Here is a 22038-nt window from a genome sequence, read left to right as displayed (position 1 = left end):
ATATAAATATAGCAGGAGATTGTCAGGCTATTACCACTTCATTTCGCCGGTATTGACTTTGGCGCTCAGTTCCAGCGAGCTGTCCTCAGCCAGGTTCGGCCACTGTTTTTTCATCGCGCTGATGACGCCAGCCGAATCTTTATGCTTCGCTAACGCCACGTCAAACTGCTGCAGATACTGGCGGGTAAAGTCGATAGCGCCCGTTCCCGCAGGAGGGGTTCCGAGGTAATGCCCCGGAATAACGCGCTCTGGCTTATGGGCGGCCATGTTATCCAGCGTTTGCTGCCACTGCTTACGGCTTTCTGGCGTTTGCGTATCCGCCGTCCACAGGTGAATGCCCCAGGAAATGCCGGTCCCGCCGAGGATCGTTTTCGCCGATGGGACCCACACGTAGGCCGCGTAGCTGTCTGCCTGCTCGATATCAACCTTCTCGCCATCCACCATAAACGTGTTGGAGGCAATGACCTGCGGCACAACCAGCTGGGTTGGCGCACCGTCCTTCATCTGCGGACCCCAGAAGGCGAGCTTGGCATCTTTTGTGGCGTTGATATGGTCAACGACCTGCTGCGTCGCCACCACCTTCGCATTCGGGAAAGCCTTCACCAGCGGCTGCAGCCCGAAATAGAAATCCGGGTCGCCAGACGTGATCACGATCTTGTTCAACGTTTTACCGCTTCGGCGAATTTTCTCCACCAGCGCTTCGCCGTCCTTAACGCTGAACTGCGCGTCAAACAGCACGGCCTCGGTTGGGCCGGAAACCAGCGTGGAAGAGACGGCAAAAATACCGTTTTCCTGCGGGTTATAGGTATCAATGGTCAACGGCGCAGCGAAAACGGCCGGGGTGAAAAGGGCGCACAGCGCAGCAAGGCGGGTGATTTTCATTCTGTTATCTTTGTTCTTCAGGAAAGTCTCTATTGTACGGATCTCTTCATTTGCCAGAATTCCTGAAACAAGACATGCTTAGTTTCATAATCCGAGCAAATGGAGCAAAGAATGGATCGCGTTATTGCCGCCCAGGTCTATAACCGCATATGCGAGCTGGGGAGCTTAAGCGCCGCGGCGAGAGCGCTGGGGATCTCCCGGCCCATGGTCAGCCGCTATCTCGAACAGATGGAGAAATGGGCGGGTACGCGGCTGGTGAACCGGTCTACGCGCAAGCTGACGCTTACGGCGGCAGGGGAGAAAGTGCTGTTGAAAACACGCACGCTTTCGCAGATCTCACAGGAAATTGAAGATCAGTCCGCGAAGGATTTACCCTCCGGCACGCTGCGGGTCGCCTGCGCGCACTTTACCGCCATGCACATGATTGCCCCGGTGCTGCCGCAGCTTCTGTCTCGCTATCCCCAGCTGCGCATCGAGCTGGACGTGAACAACCATCCGGTGAGCCTGGTCGGGGAGCGCATTGATGTCGCCGTCCGCATCACCGATAACCCCGAGCCGGGGATGATTGCCCGCCGTCTGGGGGAGTGCCGATCCGTACTGTGCGCATCGCCGCAGTATCTCGCGACCCACGGAACGCCGCAGCAGCCGGCGGATTTAGCCGGACACAACTGCCTTCACTACAGCTTTTTCGCCGGTCAGTCGTGGCACTTTCTGACGCCAGAAGGAGAAAGCCTGAGCGTCGCGGTGAGCGGCAATCTTAGCGCCAGTATCTCCTCGCTGCTGATGGATGCGGCGGTCAAGGATTGCGGCATTGCGATGCTGCCCGAGCGCGAAGCGCAGCAGGCGCTGGAGCAGGGATTGCTGGTTCCCGTGCTGGAGCAACTGACGCCGAAACCCCTGGCCATCCATGGCATTTATCAGTCCCGCGACTATCAGCCCGCAGCGCTGCGCGTGCTTTTGGACGAGATTGCCCGTTACCTGAGCTGACCTATTTTGCCGCCAGCCAGGGCGTTTCCGTGCTCCAGAAGATAATGTCTGCGCCAAGATAATCCTCGGCGAACTGCACAAACTCGTCCCGGGTGAAGGGTTTGCCCGTGTTCGGGTTTTTGTAGGTCAACGTCGGCTCCTGAACGGCCATCGCCACCAGCGGCAGCCTGCCTTTGTAGTGATTGAACAGAGGGTATGCGTTTTTCATCTGCGCCTTGCGGTGTGGAACGATATCCGGACCGCCGAGGCCGATGCCGTTGGCGCTGGCAAAGGCAAACAGTCGCCCCATGTAGTTGTGGTCATTATTCCATTCGCACGGCCAAAAGTTGACGTACTGAACTACATGGGATTTTGTGAACACTTTCCGCGCGAAGGCCAGGTTTTCCATTTCCCCGGCAAAATAGCTGTCGCAGGTGAAGCCCTTAGGCGGTTTTTTCTCGTCAAGGTCGATAGCGGTTTCCGGCAGGTTGACGCCGTACACCTCGCCATCAAAACGCCTGGCGATAGCGGCCAGCAGCGCCTGATAACGTTCGCGTACGGCCGGGTTCCACTGTTGCGCCACCCAGCCTGCGCCCACCGGTTTTCCTTCGCCCGGGTTATCAAACTGCGGCGAAATGCCTCCGCCGTAGCGGGCATCCTGCATCAGATAATCAGGAACGTAACGGGCGTCCTGTTCGAAAAAACGATCCTGGATCTGGATGAAGAGCTTTTTGTTGGTGGCCTTGAGGCGGGCCAGATCCTCTTCAATTTGCGAAAAATTGTATTTGTCTTTCTCAGGCTCAAGCGCGCGCCAGCTGTAGACGATCTGCGCTCCGCTTATATCGCTGCGGGAGATCGGCAAAGCGGCGGCGTCCAGTTCGCCCGAGCTGGTATAGATAAAATTCTCGGGCGTTTTCGCCAGCAGGGGAAGCGCTACGACCAGCGATGTTAAGGCAGCGGCCATTCTGATAGTCAGGGTCATGATCAAGTCCTTTATGTCATCAGATACTCAGATTTCTCTGCGTTCCGGGGCGTGTCGGATGTGTAGTCTATACTTAACCCTTTGTAAGCCAAAAGGAGAGCAAGAATGACGATTCATAAGCACGGTTCAGCACACTGGTCTGGCGACATTAAGCGCGGCAAAGGGACGGTTTCCACAGAGAGCGGCGTTCTTAACCAACAACCCTACGGCTTTAATACCCGTTTCGAAGGTGAAAAAGGCACTAACCCGGAAGAGCTGATTGGCGCGGCGCACGCGGCCTGCTTCTCAATGGCGCTGTCGCTCATGCTGGGTGAAGCGGGTTATACCGCCGATTCCATTGATACCACGGCAGACGTATCGCTGGATAAAACCGACGGCGGTTTTGCGATTACGAAAGTCGCGCTGCAGAGCAAGGTAACGGTGCCGGGCATCGACCCTCAGCAGTTTGACGGCATTATCCAGAAAGCGAAGGCGGGTTGCCCGGTGTCGCAGCTGCTCAAGGCAGAAATTACGCTGGATTATAAGCTGAACTAAGCCCGAGCCGGGTTAACGCCCGGCTATCCTTTTAGCCCCGCCGGAAATACCTCTGCAAGCCACGCAATAAATACCCGAAGTCGATGGGTCAAATGCCGGTTCTGCGGATAGACCACGTGAAAAGGGTAGACCTTAGGCCGCCAGTCCTGCAGGATTTCAACCAGGCTTCCCGACTTTAGGTGATGCTGCGCCGCATATCCAAACGTCTGAATAATTCCCAGCCCCGCCAGCGCGGCGGCCAGATGCGCATTACTTTCATTTACCCCCAGATAGTGCGGCACGCTTATTTCAAGCGCCTCGCCGTCTTGCCTGAAGCGGAACGGAAAGGCTCGGCCGCTCACGGGCGAAAGATAACTTACCAGCTTATGGCCGTTGCGCAGCTCCTGTGGGTACGCCGGTACGCCGTGGTTTTTTAGATAACCCGGCGCGGCGCAGGTGACCATTTCCGCATCGCCAATGTGGCGCGCGATGAGCGATGAATCATCCAGCGGGCCCCCCCGGATCACGCAGTCTACATTGCCGCTAATCAAATCAACGGGTCGGTCAGCGACGCCCAAATCGATGCGGATATCCGGGTTACGCTGCATAAAGTCAGGAAGGAGGGGGATCAGCACGTCCCGCGCCGTTGAGCCCCCGATGTCAATGCGTAAATGGCCCTTTGGCGTACAGCAAGACGCCCGAAACGAGGTGTCGATATCCTCGATATCGATGAGCACCCGCGAGGCTTTTTCATAATACTCCTCACCCTCCGGCGTGGTGACGACGCGGCGCGTGGTGCGGTGCAGGAGGCGGGTTTCCAGGTGCGCTTCCAGCGATTTTACCAGCTTGCTCAGCGTGGCAATCGGCATGTTCAGGGAGTCAGCCGCTCGGGTAAAGCTCCCTGATTCCACTACGCGCGCGAAGGCGCGCATCGCCATAAGTTGATCCACGCGTTTCCCCTCTGATTATTTCTCTGTGTGAATAGTCATTTTCATTTTTGCCCATTTTTCACTAATCCTGCAAGCGCTACAGTCTGTCCGACGCATCCTAAACCACGACAAAAGGTACACGACATGAATACATCGCTTTCAGGAAAAATTGCACTGGTCACCGGCGGCAGCACCGGCATTGGTCTTGCTACCGCGCAGGAGCTGGCGGCGCAGGGCGCTAAGGTCTATATCACCGGGCGTCGTCAGGCAGAGCTGAACGCAGCGGTAGCGGAAATCTCCCCGGCGGCAGCGGGCATCCGTGCTGATGTTTCAAAACTGGCGGACCTGGACCGGGTCTATGCGCAAATCGCCAAAGAAGAGGGGCGCCTCGATATTCTCTTCGCCAACGCAGGGGGCGGTGACATGCTGCCGCTGGGGGCCATCACGGAGGAGCAGTTTGACCGAATTTTTGGCACCAACGTGCGCGGCGTGCTGTTCACGGTGCAAAAGGCGCTGCCGCTGCTGTCCGCCGGGTCGTCCATTATCCTGACCGGATCGACGGTGTCCGTCAAAGGAACCGCCAACTTCAGCGTGTATAGCGCCAGCAAAGCGGCGGTGCGCAACTTTGCTCGCTCCTGGGCGCTGGATTTACAGGGGCGCGGCATCCGCGTCAACGTGGTCAGCCCCGGCCCGATCAAAACGCCAGGCCTGGGCGACCTGGTGCCGGAAGAGCATCGTCAGGGATTGTATGACGCGCTGGCCGCTCAGGTGCCGCTGGGCCGCCTGGGCGCGCCGGGTGAAGTGGGTAAAGCGGTTGCGTTTCTGGCTTCTGACGCCGCGAGCTTTATCAACGCCGTCGAGCTGTTTGTCGATGGCGGCATGGCGCAAATTTAAGGCTGATATAACGCGGTGAGATCGCCACCGAGGCGGCGGTTTTTCAGAGGACGAGCGGCGTCGCGCAGCGATTGCGTGACGCTGTCACATTTCACGAGGGTACAGTACGGCTCAAGCCACTGGCGATCCTGCCTGTCGTTACGCAAAACATACGATGCAAGCCGCTGGAGTGCATGGTTATTTTCCGCAAGGAGATCCACATGATTTGCCTGCGCAAAGCTCGCTATCATCACCAGGGGCTGCAGGGCGTAGTTGTGATAGGCCACCGCGCGAGCGCGTCGTTTACGCTCGTTCGGCAGCGTGCCGTCTGCGCCGATCTGCCCGGCAGCGATGCGATACTCTTTCACCGACCAGTCAAACAGATCCTGTCGATTCAGCGCCACGGATGTCGCCATCACCGACCAGGCCGCCCAGTAGCTGTGGTTGTTGGTTTTTTCCAGCGGCAGTCCGTCCCAGTCTGCAATCGTCTGGTCTGCAAGCCGCCCCAGCCAACGGTCGACGCTTAACGGGGCCTTCAGCGGTTTTCCAGGCATAAACTTCAGCTCCAGCCAGCCGGTTGCCAGCGTGGCAAGCGCCCATTTGCGCATTGAACGTCCGGTATGGTTTGCCCTGCGGGAGGTTAACGCGTTCGCATCGGCCCAACGCTGGTAGCCTGTGACAATGCACGATAGCGTTTGGGGATCGCCGCTTCGCTTATATCGCCAGATCATCTGCGATATGCCGCGCTCAAAGTCGGTTATGGACTGCGTCTCTTCCCGAAATGCTTTCTCAGCCTGCGGATTGAGCGTAGCCCGGGCGCTATCCGAGCCCTCGTATTTGCTCCGAAACTCCAGCGGGGAGGTATAAGGCGCGGGCAGATCGAGACATTGACCCGCCTCAGCGTGAGGCAGGGGTTGGGTAAAACCAGACGGGGGAACGAGCTGCGCTGCACAGACGTATGCCGGCGAGCACAGCAGGAGTATTAGGCTACGCATCAGTTCACTTTACGCCAGCAGCTTAGATCGCGCCAGCGCCACGCTTTCTGCCGTTTCGCTTCGGTGAAGAGGTCAGCGCCTTCACATTTTTGTTAAGATATAAGCACTGTGAATAAGAAAGGGATAGCGGCATGGCAAATCTGCCCTGGCGTATCAGCGTGCGGCTGATGGTTTTCTTAAAGAAAACCGCGATGGTTCTGGGGATTGTGCTGCTTGTGCTGCTTGCCGTGCGGGTGTATCTCTCGCAGCAGGGGCCAGAACTGCACCTGTGGCACACGTGGCGCGCCGACGAAATGTCAGTGCAGGAGATGGATCGGGCCAGCTTCGCGCAGTATGTATCCCGCGAAAATACGATCTTCTCCAGCCTTGATGCGGACGTAACGGCAAAAACGGATCGGGATGAGCGTACGCCGCTGAACCGCTACTATCGCCAGAGCCTGGTCTGGCCTGGACAGTTTTCGCCCGACGCCAACCGTTCCTTTGTGCTGATGCCCAGCGGCAAGCCGCGCGGGGCGGTCGTGCTTCTGCACGGGCTGACCGATTCGCCCTACAGCGTTAAGCACATTGCGCTGGATTATCAGCAGCACGGTTTCGTGGCCGTGGTGCCCCGGCTGCCTGGACACGGAACGGCGCCCGGTGCCCTGACGAACGTTGACTGGGAGATGTGGCTGGCGGCGACGCGGCTTGGCGTACGCGAGGCGACCCGTCTGGCGGGTAAGGATGTTCCCCTGCATCTGGTGGGCTACTCTAACGGCGGGGCGCTGGCGATGAAATATGCGCTCGATGCGCTCGATTCGTCGACGCTTCGCAGGCCGCAGCAGCTTGTCCTGCTCTCGCCGATGATCGGCGTCACCGCATTCGCGCGTTTTGCCGGATTCGCCGGACTGCCCGCGCTGCTACCCGCCTTTGCGAAAGCGGCGTGGCTCAATATTGCGCCGGAATATAATCCCTATAAGTACAACTCGTTCCCGGTCAATGCGGCGCGCCAGTCGTGGCTGTTGACGCAGGCGCTGCAGCAGCAGCTCAGCCAGGACGCGCACGAGAATACGCTGGCACGGCTGCCGCCGGTGCTGGCGTTTCAGTCGGTTATGGATTCAACCGTCAGCACCCGCGCGGTGGTGACAGAGCTTTTTGATCGGCTTCCGGCCAACGGCAGCGAACTGGTGGTGTTTGATATTAATCAGGCCGGGAGCTTCCGGCCGCTCTTCAGGCCGTCATCATGGACCGCGCTCTCAGAATTACTCCCCGCGGCATCCCGGCGTTACAGTGTCACCGTTTTGACGAACGCCCGCGCCGACAGCTTCGATACGGTAGCCAAAACGACCCCGGCGGGCAGTACGCGTGAAACCACCGTGCCGCTGTCGGTCTCTTATCCACAAGAGGTTTATTCGCTGTCGCACGTGGCGGTGCCGTTTCCGCCGAACGACGATCTGTATGGTCGCCATCCTGATGAAAAAAATCGCTACGGCATCAGCCTGGGAACGATTGCCCTGTGGGGAGAGACGTCCGTGCTAAGCGTCGGAAAAGACGCGCTGATGCGCGTGACCTCGAATCCGTTTTACAGCTACATGCAGGAGAGAATCGACAGGCGTATCGAGGGTGAAAAAACGCCGTGAAACATATGTGCAATGAATGCATTAGCCAGCAAACATAGAGTATGCTAGAGAATCATTTTCAGGCGCATTGCTCACATCGGGACCGGTTACTGTGCTGACTACTCTAATTTATCGAAGCCAGTTAAATTCTTCCTGCGATTCCGCGCAGCTCGGTGCGCTGGTTGAACGGGCGAGGTTTCGCAATGCGGGACTTAATATCACCGGTATTTTGCTCTCCAACGGGCACGAGATCCTGCAAATTCTCGAAGGTTCGGAAGAGAGCGTTGTTACGCTTTTTCATAAAATTCGCGATGATAAACGCCACTATGGTGTGGTAGAGCTGATGCGGGACTACGGCCCTCGCAGGCGTTTTGAGAATGCCGGAATGCTGCTGTTCGATCTCCAGGTCAAATCACCAAAACAGGTTTTGCAGTCGGTTCTTCACTACAGCAAGCTCAATAGCTACCTGACATCTGACGATCGGGTATTTAAGTTTATCCAGACGTTTATCACCGGAAAAAAAGCCACTCCCTCCGCTGCGCTGTTTGACGCGAATAAATGGACGCTCTCGCGTGAAAACTTACCCTTTGGCGAGGGCGTCGGCCTTATCGCCAATCAGTCCTGCCAGTTTGCCCTCCAGCCGATAGTCGAGCCGACGCAGGGAAAAATCAGCTCCCTTGAGGCGCTGATCCGCGGCAACGACGGCGGTAGCCCGGAGCATTTCTTTAATACCCTCGACCCGGAGAAGATCTACGAAGTCGATTTGAAAACCAAAGCCTATGCGTTTGCCCTGGCGAAAACGCTGGGGATTGGCGACCACAAAATTGCGGTTAATTTGCTGCCGATGTCGCTGGTCAAAGTGCCCGGTGCCGTCGAGTTTTTGGTTCAACAGATCAAGCTCAACGGGCTGCAGCCGGAGCAGGTGGTTGTCGAAGTCACGGAAAACGAGATGATTTCCGGCTTCAACAAGTTTAACAGCGCCATCAAACAGCTGCGTGCCGAAGGCGTTGGCCTGGCCATCGATGATTTCGGTTCCGGCTATGCGGGGCTGTCTCTGCTAACGAAATTCCAGCCGGATAAAATCAAAATTGACCGGGAAATCATCAGCAACATCCATCTGAGCGGCCCGAAGCAGGCGATTGTGAAGTCGATTGTGAGCTGCTGTACTGACCTGGAAATTACGCTCGTGGCGGAAGGTATCGAAAAGATTGAGGAGTGGTGTTGGCTGGAGTCCGCCGGTATTCGCCGTTTTCAGGGCTTTTTGTTTGCCCGACCCCAGCTTAACGGCGTGGGTAATATCAGCTGGCCGCACCTGGCGCGCTAGCGTAATTCACGCGCTGACGTTTCCTCCTGTTGCACTCCTGTGCTTAAATAGCTAAAACGGTTTAACATTGTTTAGCTGAGGGTGAAATGGAAAAAATTTGGGTACTGGGCGATGCGGTTGTAGATTTACTGCCCGATGGCGCAGGGAGATTGCTGCAATGTCCCGGCGGCGCACCGGCAAATGTGGCGGTAGGGATTGCCCGTCTGGGCGGCAAAAGCGCGTTTATCGGCAGGGTGGGTGACGATCCCTTTGGTCGCTTTATGCAGCAAACCCTCACGGACGAGCGGGTTGACGTGGAGTGGATGCGCCGCGATCCGGCGCATCGCACCTCAACGGTGGTGGTCGATCTGGACGCGCAGGGCGAACGCTCGTTTACCTTTATGGTTCGCCCGAGCGCGGATTTGTTCCTGGAGCCCGGCGATCTGCCGCCGTTTAACACTGGCGATTGGCTGCACGTCTGTTCCATTGCGCTAAGCGCCGAGCCCAGCCGTTCCGCGACGTTCGAAGCGATGGCGAGGATGAAACAGGCTGGCGGCTCCGTCAGTTTTGACCCCAATATTCGCGCCGACCTCTGGCAGGACGATGCCGAACTGCGCCGCTGTCTTGAAATGGCCTTAGCCTGTGCGGACGTGGTGAAACTTTCCGTTGAAGAGCTGGCTTTTCTCACCGGCAATGCCCGGGTGGAGGAGGGACTGTCGGCCCTGATGAGCATCTGCAGGGCCAGGCTGGTGCTGATCACCCAGGGCAAAGAGGGGGTTAGCGTCTGGCATGAAGGGAAAATCGCGCATTACCCCGCTGCACCAGTCGAATGCATCGATACCACCGGCGCGGGAGATGCCTTCGTCGCCGGGCTTCTTTACGGCCTGGCACGCGACGGTAGCGGCACGGCTGACGTTGCCCCCATTATTGCGTTGGCCCAGCGCTGCGGGGCGCTCGCGACAACGGCAAAGGGCGCGATGACCGCGCTGCCGTACCAGCACGAACTCTAACGCCTCTTATCAAGGCCGCATTCGCGGCCTGAACTGTCGCCCCGATCACACTTACTAAATCGGTTTAGCAAAATAGGTTGCCCATCCAAAATTCATCAGTTTAGTATCAGCAACCTAAACCGGTTTAGCAATTTAGCAGAGAATAAACACTTTATTAAGGGATGCGACAAAATGTATAAAAAACGCAGACTTGCCGTGATGATAGGCATGCTGGCCGGAAGTACCTCTGTTTTTGCCCAAACGGATATGACGAGTATCGAATCGCGTCTGGCAGCGCTGGAGCAGCGTCTGCAGGATGCTGAAACCCGCGCGCAGCGGGCTGAAAAACGCGCCGCTGCGGCTGAACAAAAGACGCAGCAGCTGGTGGTGGCTCAGCAGCAGGCGCAAACCACCGCGCATGACGTTTCCCGGCGTACCGCCGCGCTTGAGGAGAAAGCGGATCGGAGCAGCGGGTTTGAGTTCCATGGCTACGCCCGTTCAGGCCTGCTGATGAACGACGCGGCGTCCAGCAGCAAAAGCGGTCCGTACCTGACGCCTGCCGGGGAGACCGGTGGGGCAGTTGGACGTCTGGGTAACGAAGCGGACACCTACGTTGAGCTGAACGTGGAGCATAAGCAGACGCTCGACAACGGCGCGACCACGCGCTTCAAAGCCATGCTTGCCGACGGGCAGAAAACCTATAACGACTGGTCTGCGGACAGCAGCGACCTGAATATACGCCAGGCCTTTGCCGAACTGGGCAATTTGCCCGACTTTAGCGGCGCGCTGAAGGGCAGCACCTTCTGGGCGGGGAAACGCTTCGACCGGGACAACTTTGATATTCACTGGCTGGACTCCGACGTGGTGTTCCTGGCAGGCACGGGCGGCGGCGTGTATGACGTGAAGTGGAATGACGCCCTGCGGAGCAACTTCTCGATTTATGGTCGTAACTTCGGCAGCGAGGAGGAGATCGACAATAACGTTCAGAACTACATCCTCAGCATGAACCACTTCGCCGGACCGCTGCAGGTGATGGTGAGCGGCCTGCGGGCAAAAGATAACGACGATCGCAAAGACAGCAGCGGCGATCTCATCAAAACCGACGCGGCCAATAAGGGCGTTCATGCCCTGGTTGGCCTGCACAACGAGAGCTTCTACGGCCTGCGCGAAGGTTCTGCCAAAACGGCGCTGCTGTACGGCCACGGGCTGGGGGCTGAGGTGAAAAGCATCGGTTCGGACGGCGCGCTACTGCCAGAGGCCGATACCTGGCGCTTTGCAAGTTACGGCGTCACGCCGCTCGGAAGCGGATGGCACATTGCGCCCGCCGTGCTGGCGCAGAGCAGCAAAGACCGCTACGTCAAGGGTGACAGCTACGAGTGGGTTACGCTCAACGCCCGCCTCATCAAAGAGGTTACGCAGAACTTCGCCCTCGCGTTTGAGGGCAGCTATCAGTACATGGACTTAAACCCGGAAGGCTACAAGGATCGTAATGCCGTGAACGGCAGCTTCTACAAGCTGACCTTCGCGCCGACGTTAAAGGCGGGCAAGATCGGCGACTTCTTTAGCCGTCCGGAGCTACGCCTGTTCGCCACCTGGATGGACTGGAGCAGCAAACTGGATAACTACGCGAGCGATGACGCCTTTGGCAGCAGCGGATTCAACGCTGGCGGGGAATGGAACTTTGGGGTTCAGATGGAAACCTGGTTCTAACCTTTTACGCTCCCGCGCGGCGGGGGCGTTTTCAACATCATAAAAATGAAGTCAGGCAGAGGTTACTATGGATTTTGATAATATCGCCCGCGAGCTTATTCCACTGCTCGGTGGCAAAGAGAACATCGCCAGCGCCGCGCACTGCGCAACGCGTCTGCGTCTGGTGCTGGTTGACGATGCGCTGGCCGATCGGCAGGCTATCGGTAAGGTGGACGGCGTAAAGGGCTGTTTTCATAATGCCGGACAGATGCAGGTGATTTTCGGCACGGGCGTGGTCAATAAGGTCTATGCCGCGTTCATTCAGGCGGCGGGAATCGGCGAATCCAGCAAGTCCGAAGCGGCGAATATCGCGGCGCGGAAGCTGAACCCGTTCCAGCGCATTGCGCGTCTGCTCTCCAATATTTTTGTGCCAATTATCCCGGCGATTGTGGCCTCTGGCTTGCTGATGGGCCTGCTGGGCATGGTAAAAACCTACGGCTGGGTTAACGCGGATAACGCGCTCTACATCATGCTGGACATGTGCAGTTCGGCGGCCTTTATCATCCTGCCGATCCTGATTGGCTTCACCGCGGCGCGTGAGTTTGGCGGTAACCCGTATCTGGGGGCGACGCTTGGCGGGATCTTAACCCATCCGGCGCTGACCAACGCCTGGGGCGTGGCCTCCGGTTTCCACACCATGAATTTCTTCGGGCTTGAAATCGCCATGATCGGCTATCAGGGCACGGTATTCCCGGTGCTTCTGGCCGTCTGGTTTATGAGCATCGTGGAGAAAAACCTGCGCCGTGCGATCCCGGACGCGCTGGATCTAATTTTGACACCGTTCCTCACAGTCATTATTTCCGGCTTTATCGCGCTGCTGATCATCGGCCCCGCCGGTCGCGCGCTGGGCGACGGCATCTCGTTCATTCTCAGTACGCTAATCGAGCACGCGGGCTGGCTGGCCGGACTGCTGTTTGGCGGCCTGTATTCGGTGATTGTGATCACCGGTATTCACCATAGCTTCCACGCTATCGAAGCCGGTTTGCTGGGTAATCCGTCCATAGGGGTTAACTTCCTGCTGCCGATCTGGGCGATGGCGAACGTGGCGCAGGGCGGCGCCTGCCTGGCGGTATGGTTTAAAACGAAGGATGCGAAGATCAAGGCCATTACCTTACCGTCTGCTTTCTCTGCGATGCTGGGCATCACCGAAGCGGCCATTTTTGGTATCAACCTGCGCTTCGTGAAACCCTTTATCGCCGCGCTGATCGGCGGCGCGGTGGGCGGCGCCTGGGTGGTGTCGGTCCACGTTTACATGACCGCGGTAGGGCTAACCGCTATCCCGGGGATGGCCATCGTGCAGGCCAGCTCGCTGCTCAACTATATTATCGGCATGGTCATTGCCTTCGGCGTGGCGTTTACCGTCTCGCTGCTGCTGAAATACAAAACGGACTCTGAATAATGCTATTACCGTCTCGCTGGCCTGCCGTGCTGCAGGCCGTCATGAAAGGTCAGCCGCGCGCGCTGGCGGACAGCCATTATCCGCAGTGGCACCCCGCGCCGGTGACGGGGCTGATGAACGACCCCAACGGCTTTATCTTTTTTGCCGGGCGCTATCATCTGTTTTATCAATGGAATCCGCTGGGCTGTGACCATCGCTACAAGTGCTGGGGCCACTGGAGCTCCGCCGACCTGGTATGCTGGGCGCATGAGCCGATGGCGCTAATGCCCGATGAAGAGTATGACCGCAACGGGTGCTACTCCGGCAGCGCGGTGGATAACAACGGCGTGCTGACGCTGTGCTATACCGGCAACGTGAAGTTTGACGACGGCGGCCGCACGGCGTGGCAGTGTCTGGCCGTAGAGAATGAAGATGGCAGTTTCACAAAGCGGGGGCCCGTGCTGCCGCTGCCAGAGGGCTATACCGGACACGTTCGCGACCCGAAGGTCTGGAAGCACGAGGGCACCTGGTACATGGTGCTGGGCGCACAGGATCTTCAGAAACGGGGCAAAGTGCTGCTCTTTGCCTCTGACGATTTGCACCGCTGGCACTCCTGCGGCGAGATTGCGGGCCATGGGATTAACGGCCTCGCGCAGGCCGGGTATATGTGGGAGTGTCCGGATCTGTTTGCCCTCGACGGGACGCACGTTTTGATTTGCTGCCCGCAGGGGCTGGCGCGCGAGCCGCATCGCTATCTCAATACCTACCCGGCGGTCTGGATGAGCGGGGCGTTTGACTATCAGGCGGCTTCGTTTTCGCACGGCGAGCTGCACGAGCTGGATGCCGGATTCGAGTTTTACGCCCCGCAAACCACCCTGGCGGAAGACGGGCGCCGCATTCTGATTGGCTGGATGGGCGTACCGGACGGAGAAGAGATGCTGCAGCCAACGCGCGCCCGCGGCTGGCTCCACCAGATGACCTGCCCGCGCGAGCTGCGGTACCGCGACGGCAAGCTGTGGCAAACTCCGGCGCGCGAGCTGGAACAGCTGCGAGAGTCCGAACATCAGTGGCGGGGTCATGCCAGCGCTGCGCCGGTGCTGGATGCCACTCGCCTTGAGTTTGAGCTGAGCGCGCCTTTCGTTAACGTCGATTTTGCCGGAGCACTGCGGCTCTGCCTGGACGACGGCGGATTACGCCTGGAGCGCGCCAGCCTGCAAACCGGTGAAACCCTGACGCGCTACTGGCGGGGTGAGGTCCACCGTTTGCGCATACTCTGCGACCGTTCAAGCGTTGAAATTTTCATCAATAACGGCGAAGGGGTGATGAGCAGCCGCTATTTTCCTGACCATCCTGCCCGGGTTCGCTTCGAAGGTGCGTCAGACATCACATTACGATACTGGTCGCTGCGCGGCTGCATGATAGAATAGCGGTTTTGGCAGCCGGATCTAAGTCGTTGTGAGAAAAACAAAACGCGTCACAATAAAAGACATCGCGGAGCTGGCGGGGGTATCAAAAGCCACCGCCAGCCTGGTACTGAACGGACGCAGCAAAGAGCTTCGGGTGGCGGAAGAAACGCGCGAGCGCGTGCTGGCGATTGCGAAAGAGCATCACTATCAGCCCAGCATACACGCCCGCTCGCTGCGGGATAACCGTAGCCACACCGTTGGCCTGGTGGTGCCGGAGATCACCAACTACGGTTTCGCCGTCTTTTCTCACGAGCTGGAGACGCTCTGCCGCGAGGCGGGCGTCCAGCTGCTGATCTCCTGCAGCGATGAAAACCCGGGGCAGGAAACCGTGGTGGTCAATAACATGGTTGCGCGCCAGGTCGACGGCCTTATTGTCGCCTCCAGCATGCTCAGCGACGCTGACTATCAAAAGCTGAGCGAACAGTTGCCCGTTGTTCTGTTTGACCGCCACATGAACGACAGCTCTCTGCCGCTGGTCATAACCGACTCCATTACCCCCACGGCGGCACTGGTGGCTGACATTGCCCGCCAGCATCCTGATGAGTTCTATTTTATCGGCGGCCAGCCGCGCCTTTCACCGACGCGCGATCGTCTTGAGGGGTTTAAGCAAGGCCTGCGTGAGGCCAACGTTGAGCTGCGCCCGGAGTGGATCATTCACGGCAATTACCACCCAAGCTCAGGATATGAGATGTTTGCCGAGCTTTGCGCGCGCTTAGGCCGCCCGCCAAAAGCGCTTTTCACCGCCGCCTGCGGCCTGCTGGAGGGCGTGCTGCGCTATATGGGCCAGCATAACCTGCTGCAAAGCGATATCCGTCTTGCCAGTTTTGACGATCACTACCTCTACGACTCGCTCACGCTCCCTGTCGATACCGTCCGTCAGGATAATCGCCAGCTGGCATGGCACTGCTTTGATCTGATCGGCAAGCTGATTGAAGGTGAATCCCCGGAACCGTTGCAGCGAAAGCTGGATGCGACCCTGCAGCGGCGGTATAAGCCTACAGGGATGTAGGCCGGATAAGCGCAGCGCCACCCGGCAAAAAAAAACTGCACATATTCAGCAATATTTTTCCCTCTCATTCGTCTACCTCATCACACGCCATAATCATTGAAAGCAAACGAGGTAAAGATGAGAGATTTCACTCTGCACGGAAGAGAACGCGGACGCGGGTTTGGTCGCCATCGTATGGGCAAGGGGCTGGTGATTGGCGCGGTGATTTTCGTCGCGCTGGGCCTGCTGGTAATGTCCCTGTGGAACGCCTTACTCCCGGCCATTCTGGGCGTGAAGGCCATCGGATTCTGGCAGGCGCTGGGAATTCTGGTCCTGAGCCGAATTTTGTTCGGCGGCCTCGGATTTCGTCCGGGCATGTTCGGCGCGCACCGACGCATGCATGAGCGCTGGACGAAGATGACGCCAGAGCAGCGGGAAGCCTTTATGCAGCAGCGGCGCGAAGGGTTTGGTCGTCACGGGCATGGTCACTGCGGCAGGCACGGGCATCGGGAAGATAAACGTGACGACACTACCGCAAAAGCGCCGGAAGCGGAGTGAACGAGGTGAAGGCCGGAGACGCGGGTGGCTCCCTGCTCATGTCGGCCATCAGCGCCTGCCGCTCCCGGCTTAGCGCCTTTATACGCGGACGAACGGCAATCCGCGATGATGCGGAAGATATCCTGCAGGAAGTGACCTACCAGCTGATGAAAGTGGAGCAGCCGGTAGAGAACGTCGCCGCGTGGCTGTTCCGCGCTGCCCGCAACGAAATGACCGACCGGGCGCGGAAAAAGCGTGAAGTTCCGTTCTCCGGCTATTTCACCGCGGATGATGAAGAGGGTTTTGCGGAAGATGAGATAGCCGAAACGCTGTTCGGCGTACCGCAAACGCCGGAGGAGGCGTATCTCAACGCGCTGCTATGGGAGGAACTCGAGCAGGCCCTGAGCGAGCTTCCGCCGCCCCAGCGCGAGGTTTTCGAGAAAACCGAGCTTCAGGGGTTCAGCATTAAAAGGCTGGCGGAGGAAACGGGCGCCAGCGAGCAGGCGTTGCTATCGCGCAAGCATAAAGCGGTCCTTTCTCTGCGCACGCGGCTGCGGGACGTGTATGACGCGCTAACGGGCGAGTAAGCACGTCAGACAAAACCTTACAATGCCGGGACTTGTAGATTCATCACTATCGTTTATGATCGGGGCGTCTGATAATTCTGGAACGTTATGCGCAACCGTCAGCTTCCTGGAAAACTGCTTTTGATAATCACGTGCCTGGCGATGGTGATCTGCCTCGTTCAGCGTGCGGTCTATCTTAACCATTTTTTACAGGGACTGGGGCAGGAGACGCAAACGACCCTGATTGTCGACGCCCCCGTTCAAAAAGGGGATGTTGAGCCATCCGGGCCTTCTCCCTGTCAGCTAGGCGCTCACTCGCTGCTTTGCGCTCAGCCGCTGTTCTTCGACGGCGCGCTGGCGGCCATCATTATCTTCCTCGCCCTGATCCCGCTCCTCGCTGAAGCCCAAATCCGGCCTTTCAGGGAACAACCCGTTCAGGCGCCGCCCCCCAGGATACACCTCAAAAACTGCGTTTTCCGTGAATGAAAATCATCGTCACCACACGATAATTTTCACTATTCACGGAGTAAAACATGTTTAAGGTATTCAGGGGATTCGTCTTCCTGTTGCTGTCCTGCATTGGCATAGCCCATGCGGCAGATACAGGCTGGCTGGTTTCTCCGCAAAACGATCATGCCCGTATTCGCTTTCAGGCGGAAAGGGATCACAACCGCATTATTGGCCTGCTGAGCGTCGAGCTGCAGCCCGGCTGGAAGACCTACTGGCGTTCACCCGGCGAGGGCGGCGTTGCGCCGAAAATCAGCTGGCCGAGCGGCGTAAAAGACGACTGGTACTGGCCGGTGCCTTCGCGTTTCGACATCTCAGGTATGACCACCCAGGGCTACCATAACCGCGTCGCTATTCCGATAGTGCTCACCGGAGCGCAGGCCGACGCGCTTGAGGGTACGCTTACGCTCTCGACCTGCAGCAACGTCTGTCTGTTAACGGACTATACGCTGCATCTCGACTTAAGCATCCCTGCACCAGAGGGGTTTCGTGCTGCCTTTGAACAGGCGATGCGTTCAATTCCCGATGATTCCGGCGTCTCATCGAATCTCACCGCCTGGTTTTCGGACGGCAACCTGATGATTACCGGGACGACGGAGGGCGAATGGGTCACGCCGGGGATCTACTTTGATCCGCTGGAGGGCGATATTCTGCCGGGCGAACCGGTCATCAAGCACAGCGGGAACCAGCTGAACGTATCCGTTCCGGTGACGGATGAGTGGGGCGATAAGCCTGCCTCGCTGGAAGGGAAGGCCGTGTCGTTTGTGCTCACCAACGGCGATAACGCCCAGCAAACGGTGATAAACGTGGGGGCGAAGCCTGCTGAATCGGGTGAACAAGGGCCGTCTGCCGGGGTGGGCAAAATGCTGGCCTTTGCGCTGCTGGGCGGGCTGATCCTGAACCTGATGCCCTGCGTGCTGCCGGTGATGGGCATGAAGCTCAGCGGCGTCCTTCAGGCAGGTTCAGACCAGCGAAAGATTCGCCTGCGTTTTCTGGCGACCAGCGCCGGTATCCTGACGTCCTTTGCGCTGCTGGCGGCGATGGTGACCGCGCTCAAGCTAGCCGGCGCGTCGCTGGGATGGGGAATTCAGTTCCAGAACCCCTGGTTTATCGGCCTGATGGTCGCCGTGACGTTTCTCTTCGCCCTGAATCTCTTCGGTGCTTTTGAGGTTTTACTCCCTTCTTCCGCAACCGGGCAGCTGGCGACGGCAGGCGGAACGGGGATTACCGGCAGCTTCTGCGAAGGCGTATTTGCCACGCTGCTCGCCACGCCGTGCTCGGCACCTTTCCTCGGGACCGCCGTGGCCTTTGCGCTGGCTGCACCGCTGCATTTGCTGTGGCTCATCTTCCTGATGCTGGGCGTGGGCATGAGTTTACCCTGGCTGTTCGTTGCCCTGATCCCTAAAACCGCCGGGTGGCTTCCAAAACCAGGACGCTGGATGAGCGCGCTGAAGGTCATACTCGGCCTGATGATGCTGGCCTCCAGCCTCTGGCTGACGACGCTGCTCGGCCTGCATCTTGGCGAGGCGGTCAGCCACGTTATGATGCTGATCCTGACGGTGGTAGCGATCGCGGCGTACGGGATTACCGGGCAAAAAACGTCACCACTTTTCTGGTGCGTGGTCATCGCATTGTCTGTTTTTGCGGGATATCAGCTGCGCGGGGCGATCATCCCATCGCCCGCTACCGCTCAGCGAAATGATGCTCAGACGATCCCGTGGCAGCCGCTAAGCGAAGAGGCTATACGGGCTGCGCTTGCGCAGGGGAAGCGCGTTTTTGTGGATATCTCGGCGGACTGGTGCGTCACCTGTAAGGTCAATGAGCATCGGGTGCTGAACCAGCCCGATCTGATTGCCGCCCTGCGTCAGGAGGACGTGGTGGCGCTTCGCGGCGACTGGAGCCGGCCCTCCGCGCTCATCGCGGATTTCCTGGAGAAGCGAAACCGCTATGCCATCCCGTTCAATCAGGTGTATGGCCCCGGATTACCGGAGGGAGAGATCCTCTCTCCGTTGCTGGATAAAAACACGCTGATGACGACCCTGAACAACGCTAAAGGCTAACCCTGCTATGAAAAAAATCGTTATTACGCTGCTGCTGCTTTTCGTGTCGGCACAGGCCATGGCCGCGGAACCGCTGACGGCAGAACAAGAGCAGCGCGCTCAAAAGATGGTGTACGATTTCCTGTTTAACGACCCTGACTCACCGCGGATCGGAGCCAAAAATCCTACGCTCACGCTGGTGGTGTTTACGGACTATAACTGCCCGTACTGCAAAAAATTCGATCCTTATTTAGAGAAGATCGTCGAAAAATACCCGGACGTGGCGGTAGTGTTTAAGTTTCTGCCCTTTCGCTCGGAAAGCTCGCTGACCTCCGCGCGCGATGCCCTGACCGTCTGGCGTTCGCATCCGGAACAGTTTATGAAGCTCAACGAAACCCTGATGGCGAAAAAGGGCTATCACGACGACGCGAGCATTAAGGAGGCGCTGAGGCGGGCCGGGGTGAACGTCACGGCGCCTGATGATGAAAGCCTGATAACCATCAAACGCAGCCTGATCGTTGCCGAAAAAATGGGTATTCAGGGAACGCCTGCAACCCTAATAGGCGAGGGGCTGCTGCCTGGCTGGGTGCCGTACGAACAGTTCGATGAAATGGTCAGCGACGCGCTGAAAAACCGCTAACCTGAAGGGGGCTTGATGCCCCCGACAATACCGGAGAGGGAAATGAAAAAATTAGCGTTACTTTCGCTGCTGATGGCGTCAGGGCTTGCTCAGGCAGCCGAGTCGATTCCGGACGTCATAAAAAATTTCGGACAGCAGCAGGATATCAAGATCGTGAAGAAGATCGCCGCGCCCGGTGGCGCACCCGCCTGGCTGGGGCAGTATCAGGATATGGGCGTGATGCTCTTTTTAACGCCCGACGGGAAGCATGTGATTTCCGGTTATCTCTATGATGATAAAGGCAAAAACCTCAGCGAAGGCTATTTCCAGAAGGAGCTCTACGCGCCGATGGGGCGCGAAATGTGGAAGACGCTTAACGCGGCGCATCCTTTGAAAGAAGGGGCGGATAACGCGCCGCGCAAAGTTTTCGTGTTTGCCGATCCGTTCTGCCCGTACTGCAAGGCGTTCTGGGCTGAAGCGCAGCCGTGGGTGAAGGCGGGTAAAGTCCAGCTGAACACGCTGCTGGTGGCGTTTCTCAACCCTAACAGCGGGCGCAATGCGTCCGCGATCCTGAACGCTAAAGATCCGGTCGCTGCCTGGAAAGAGTATGAGCTTTCCGGCGGGAAAAAGCTGCCGAAACCAGAAGGCGCGGCCACGCGCGAAACCGTTGAAATACTGCAGAAGCACCAGGCGTTAATGGACAGCCTCGGGGCGAACGCCACGCCGGCGATTTACTACCTGAACGATGAAAACGAACTTCAGCAGGTGGTCGGTATGCCGAACGCGGCGCAGCTTGAAGCGATGTTTGGGCCGAAGCCGTAAAAACAAAAGGCAGGAGCATTGCGCTTCTGCCTTTTAACCGTTTAACTTCCCCAGCGGTTGCGGAGGTAGCTCACCGCTTCCTGCGTTTGCGGCTGGTTGAGATAGTCCTCGCGGAAGAGAATGGTGCCATTGACGTTCGGCAGGGAGTCGTTCAGATCGAGCTGTTTCTTCAGCTCCGGCACGCCGCCCTGGACCGTCCAGTCCGGCTCATTTTTCGATGGCTCACCCACCTTATAAAACGCAATGCCAATATACAGGCGCGTATGCGTCGGTTTCACCACCTCGGCCCACCATTTTGTCAGCACGTCATAGCGGGCGGCATCCCGGGCGAACGGCCAGTATATCTGCGGCGCGATGTAGTCCAGCAGCCCTTGCTGCACCCACTGGCGCGTGTCGGCATAGGATTCGTCATAAGCCGCCGCCCCCCGGGTGTCGGAACCCGCCGGATCGAACGAACGGTTGCGCCAGACGCCGGCCGGGCTGACGCCAAACTCAACGTCGGGTTTCGTCTGTTTAATCGCTCTGGACACCTGCACGATCAGCTGTTGGGTGTTGTGGCGTCGCCAGTCGGCTTTGGAGGCAAAGCCCTGGCCGTACCGTCTGTACGTCTGCAGGTCATTGAGCGCAGAGCCTGGCGATTCGGTGTAAAAGTAATCGTCAAACTGGACGCCGTCTATCGAGTAGTTCGCCACCACTTCGGTAACGACTTTGGTTATCCAGTCGCGCACTTCCGGGATGCCGGGATCGAGAACAAAGCGATCGCCGGAGACGCGAACCCACTCGGGATGCTGCACGTACACGCTGGAAGGATGCTGCGACGACGTCCGGTTAAGGGCCGCAATGGTTGAAGGCCGGGTATTCGTGGATACGCGATAAGGGTTGAACCAGGCATGGACCTTCATCCCGCGCTTATGCGCTTCATCCAGCATAAACTGCAGCGGATCGTATCCCGGGTACTCGCCAATATTCCCCGTCAGCATATCGGACCAGGGCAGGATTTTCGACGACCAGAGCGCGGTGCTGTCGGGCTTTACCTGGAAGAAAACCGTATTGATGCCGAGACCCTGCAGTTTATCCAGCTTATCCTTCAGCGCCTGCTTTTGCTGCGCGATGCGCATTTCCGCGCTTTTACCGTTTACCGATGAAACCGGAGGCCAGTCGAGTCGGGAGACGGTTGCCAGCCAAATCCCACGCATCGGCTCGCCGGCCTGCTGAGAGGGTTTACCCACCGGCGGAAGGGGGGTGACGAGTGATTTCGGTGGTTTAGATGCACAACTAACAAGTAAAAGTGCGCAGCCAACCAGCGCACCAATCCGTTTTACATGTCGCGTCATTTGCGT

Annotated in this window: 21 protein-coding genes; 16 read left to right on the top strand and 5 right to left on the bottom strand. The window is 58.1% G+C overall.

Annotated elements, in window-relative coordinates; translation table 11 throughout:
* Positions 1-30: 30 nt before the first annotated feature.
* The gene (locus tag VPX56_RS11890) at positions 31-882 is read right to left on the bottom strand and encodes a Vmh family MBL fold metallo-hydrolase (RefSeq protein WP_326466462.1); all 852 of its coding nucleotides are present in this window, start codon (positions 880-882) and stop codon (positions 31-33) included.
* A 111-nt stretch (positions 883-993) separates the two neighbouring features.
* On the opposite strand from VPX56_RS11890, the gene VPX56_RS11885 reads away from it, so the two are divergent.
* Complete coding sequence (locus VPX56_RS11885) at positions 994-1869, top strand: LysR family transcriptional regulator (protein WP_207389433.1); 876 nt, start codon at positions 994-996, stop codon at positions 1867-1869.
* Between the two features lies 1 nt (position 1870).
* Here VPX56_RS11885 and VPX56_RS11880 read toward each other — a convergent pair whose 3' ends face one another.
* A complete protein-coding gene (locus VPX56_RS11880) occupies positions 1871-2830 on the bottom strand; it encodes a hypothetical protein (RefSeq protein WP_326466457.1) in 960 nt (319 codons plus the stop codon).
* 105 nt (positions 2831-2935) lie between these two features.
* Between VPX56_RS11880 and VPX56_RS11875 the strand changes: the two genes are divergently transcribed.
* Entirely contained in the window at positions 2936-3364 is a 429-nt protein-coding gene (locus VPX56_RS11875; protein ID WP_131632592.1) for an OsmC family protein, read from the top strand.
* A 23-nt stretch (positions 3365-3387) separates the two neighbouring features.
* Here the strand turns inward: VPX56_RS11875 and VPX56_RS11870 are convergent, their stop codons facing one another.
* Entirely contained in the window at positions 3388-4293 is a 906-nt protein-coding gene (locus VPX56_RS11870; RefSeq protein WP_326466454.1) for a LysR family transcriptional regulator, read from the bottom strand.
* Positions 4294-4416: 123 nt separating this feature from the next.
* On the opposite strand from VPX56_RS11870, the gene VPX56_RS11865 reads away from it, so the two are divergent.
* Positions 4417-5166: an SDR family NAD(P)-dependent oxidoreductase gene (locus VPX56_RS11865; RefSeq protein ID WP_326466452.1), complete on the top strand. Its 750-nt coding sequence runs from the start codon at positions 4417-4419 to the stop codon at positions 5164-5166.
* Here the strand turns inward: VPX56_RS11865 and VPX56_RS11860 are convergent.
* Entirely contained in the window at positions 5163-6140 is a 978-nt protein-coding gene (locus VPX56_RS11860; protein WP_326466450.1) for a mannuronate-specific alginate lyase, read from the bottom strand. The two genes, VPX56_RS11865 and VPX56_RS11860, sit on opposite strands and share 4 nt — an antisense overlap.
* 131 nt (positions 6141-6271) lie before the next feature.
* Here VPX56_RS11860 and VPX56_RS11855 point away from each other — a divergent pair, with 131 nt between their 5' ends.
* The 13 genes from VPX56_RS11855 to dsbG all read left to right on the top strand — a co-directional run bounded on the left by VPX56_RS11855 (position 6272) and on the right by dsbG (position 20698).
* The gene (locus tag VPX56_RS11855) at positions 6272-7756 is read left to right on the top strand and encodes an alpha/beta hydrolase (protein WP_326466448.1); all 1485 of its coding nucleotides are present in this window, start codon (positions 6272-6274) and stop codon (positions 7754-7756) included.
* Between the two features lie 91 nt (positions 7757-7847).
* Positions 7848-9059 carry a diguanylate phosphodiesterase gene (locus tag VPX56_RS11850; protein WP_326466446.1) on the top strand — a complete coding sequence of 404 codons (1212 nt, stop codon included), beginning with the start codon at positions 7848-7850 and terminating at the stop codon, positions 9057-9059.
* A gap of 86 nt (positions 9060-9145) precedes the next feature.
* A complete protein-coding gene (locus VPX56_RS11845) occupies positions 9146-10048 on the top strand; it encodes an aminoimidazole riboside kinase (protein WP_326466444.1) in 903 nt (300 codons plus the stop codon).
* Positions 10049-10219: 171 nt separating this feature from the next.
* Positions 10220-11737 carry a carbohydrate porin gene (locus VPX56_RS11840; RefSeq protein WP_326466442.1) on the top strand — a complete coding sequence of 506 codons (1518 nt, stop codon included), beginning with the start codon at positions 10220-10222 and terminating at the stop codon, positions 11735-11737.
* 67 nt (positions 11738-11804) lie between these two features.
* Positions 11805-13175 (top strand): sucrose-specific PTS transporter subunit IIBC, encoded by a 1371-nt coding sequence (locus VPX56_RS11835; RefSeq protein WP_131632600.1) that lies wholly within the window; start codon positions 11805-11807, stop codon positions 13173-13175.
* Complete coding sequence (locus VPX56_RS11830; RefSeq protein WP_326466439.1) at positions 13175-14581, top strand: sucrose-6-phosphate hydrolase; 1407 nt, start codon at positions 13175-13177, stop codon at positions 14579-14581. The genes VPX56_RS11835 and VPX56_RS11830 overlap by 1 nt, the downstream gene beginning before the upstream one ends.
* Before the next feature lie 28 nt (positions 14582-14609).
* Positions 14610-15629, top strand: coding sequence for a LacI family DNA-binding transcriptional regulator (locus tag VPX56_RS11825; protein WP_263609653.1), 1020 nt, complete (start codon positions 14610-14612; stop codon positions 15627-15629).
* Positions 15630-15746: 117 nt separating this feature from the next.
* Positions 15747-16166 carry a hypothetical protein gene (locus VPX56_RS11820; RefSeq protein ID WP_263609654.1) on the top strand — a complete coding sequence of 140 codons (420 nt, stop codon included), beginning with the start codon at positions 15747-15749 and terminating at the stop codon, positions 16164-16166.
* Entirely contained in the window at positions 16163-16732 is a 570-nt protein-coding gene (locus VPX56_RS11815; RefSeq protein ID WP_263609655.1) for an RNA polymerase sigma factor, read from the top strand. Before VPX56_RS11820 ends, VPX56_RS11815 begins: the two co-directional genes overlap by 4 nt.
* Before the next feature lie 87 nt (positions 16733-16819).
* The gene (locus VPX56_RS11810) at positions 16820-17197 is read left to right on the top strand and encodes a hypothetical protein (RefSeq protein ID WP_263609656.1); all 378 of its coding nucleotides are present in this window, start codon (positions 16820-16822) and stop codon (positions 17195-17197) included.
* A 47-nt stretch (positions 17198-17244) separates the two neighbouring features.
* Positions 17245-19278 carry a protein-disulfide reductase DsbD family protein gene (locus VPX56_RS11805; protein WP_326466432.1) on the top strand — a complete coding sequence of 678 codons (2034 nt, stop codon included), beginning with the start codon at positions 17245-17247 and terminating at the stop codon, positions 19276-19278.
* 7 nt (positions 19279-19285) lie between these two features.
* A complete protein-coding gene (locus tag VPX56_RS11800) occupies positions 19286-19897 on the top strand; it encodes a DsbA family protein (RefSeq protein ID WP_326466431.1) in 612 nt (203 codons plus the stop codon).
* A gap of 42 nt (positions 19898-19939) precedes the next feature.
* Positions 19940-20698 (top strand): thiol:disulfide interchange protein DsbG, encoded by a 759-nt coding sequence (dsbG, locus tag VPX56_RS11795; RefSeq protein ID WP_131632608.1) that lies wholly within the window; start codon positions 19940-19942, stop codon positions 20696-20698.
* Positions 20699-20739: 41 nt separating this feature from the next.
* Here the strand turns inward: dsbG and VPX56_RS11790 are convergent, their stop codons facing one another.
* A complete protein-coding gene (locus tag VPX56_RS11790) occupies positions 20740-22032 on the bottom strand; it encodes a glycoside hydrolase family 10-like protein (RefSeq protein WP_326466427.1) in 1293 nt (430 codons plus the stop codon).
* Positions 22033-22038 lie beyond the last annotated feature (6 nt).

It is taken from the genome of Enterobacter wuhouensis, from assembly GCF_035835995.1.
Lineage (GTDB): Bacteria > Pseudomonadota > Gammaproteobacteria > Enterobacterales > Enterobacteriaceae > Enterobacter > Enterobacter wuhouensis.
The sequence above is the reverse complement of the archived record's forward strand: the minus strand, read 5'-3'. Positions and strand labels throughout refer to the sequence as shown.

Bases quoted from the DNA above. Each gene is read 5' to 3' on its own strand.
- VPX56_RS11890 (WP_326466462.1), bottom strand. From the start codon at position 882: ATGAAAATCACCCGCCTTGCTGCGCTGTGCGCCCTTTTCACCCCGGCC.
- VPX56_RS11885 (WP_207389433.1), top strand. From the start codon at position 994: ATGGATCGCGTTATTGCCGCCCAGGTCTATAACCGCATATGCGAGCTG.
- VPX56_RS11880 (WP_326466457.1), bottom strand. From the start codon at position 2,830: ATGACCCTGACTATCAGAATGGCCGCTGCCTTAACATCGCTGGTCGTA.
- VPX56_RS11875 (WP_131632592.1), top strand. From the start codon at position 2,936: ATGACGATTCATAAGCACGGTTCAGCACACTGGTCTGGCGACATTAAG.
- VPX56_RS11865 (WP_326466452.1), top strand. From the start codon at position 4,417: ATGAATACATCGCTTTCAGGAAAAATTGCACTGGTCACCGGCGGCAGC.
- VPX56_RS11860 (WP_326466450.1), bottom strand. From the start codon at position 6,140: ATGCGTAGCCTAATACTCCTGCTGTGCTCGCCGGCATACGTCTGTGCA.
- VPX56_RS11855 (WP_326466448.1), top strand. From the start codon at position 6,272: ATGGCAAATCTGCCCTGGCGTATCAGCGTGCGGCTGATGGTTTTCTTA.
- VPX56_RS11845 (WP_326466444.1), top strand. From the start codon at position 9,146: ATGGAAAAAATTTGGGTACTGGGCGATGCGGTTGTAGATTTACTGCCC.
- VPX56_RS11840 (WP_326466442.1), top strand. From the start codon at position 10,220: ATGTATAAAAAACGCAGACTTGCCGTGATGATAGGCATGCTGGCCGGA.
- VPX56_RS11835 (WP_131632600.1), top strand. From the start codon at position 11,805: ATGGATTTTGATAATATCGCCCGCGAGCTTATTCCACTGCTCGGTGGC.
- VPX56_RS11830 (WP_326466439.1), top strand. From the start codon at position 13,175: ATGCTATTACCGTCTCGCTGGCCTGCCGTGCTGCAGGCCGTCATGAAA.
- VPX56_RS11820 (WP_263609654.1), top strand. From the start codon at position 15,747: ATGAGAGATTTCACTCTGCACGGAAGAGAACGCGGACGCGGGTTTGGT.
- VPX56_RS11810 (WP_263609656.1), top strand. From the start codon at position 16,820: ATGCGCAACCGTCAGCTTCCTGGAAAACTGCTTTTGATAATCACGTGC.
- VPX56_RS11805 (WP_326466432.1), top strand. From the start codon at position 17,245: ATGTTTAAGGTATTCAGGGGATTCGTCTTCCTGTTGCTGTCCTGCATT.
- VPX56_RS11800 (WP_326466431.1), top strand. From the start codon at position 19,286: ATGAAAAAAATCGTTATTACGCTGCTGCTGCTTTTCGTGTCGGCACAG.
- dsbG (WP_131632608.1), top strand. From the start codon at position 19,940: ATGAAAAAATTAGCGTTACTTTCGCTGCTGATGGCGTCAGGGCTTGCT.
- VPX56_RS11790 (WP_326466427.1), bottom strand. From the start codon at position 22,032: ATGACGCGACATGTAAAACGGATTGGTGCGCTGGTTGGCTGCGCACTT.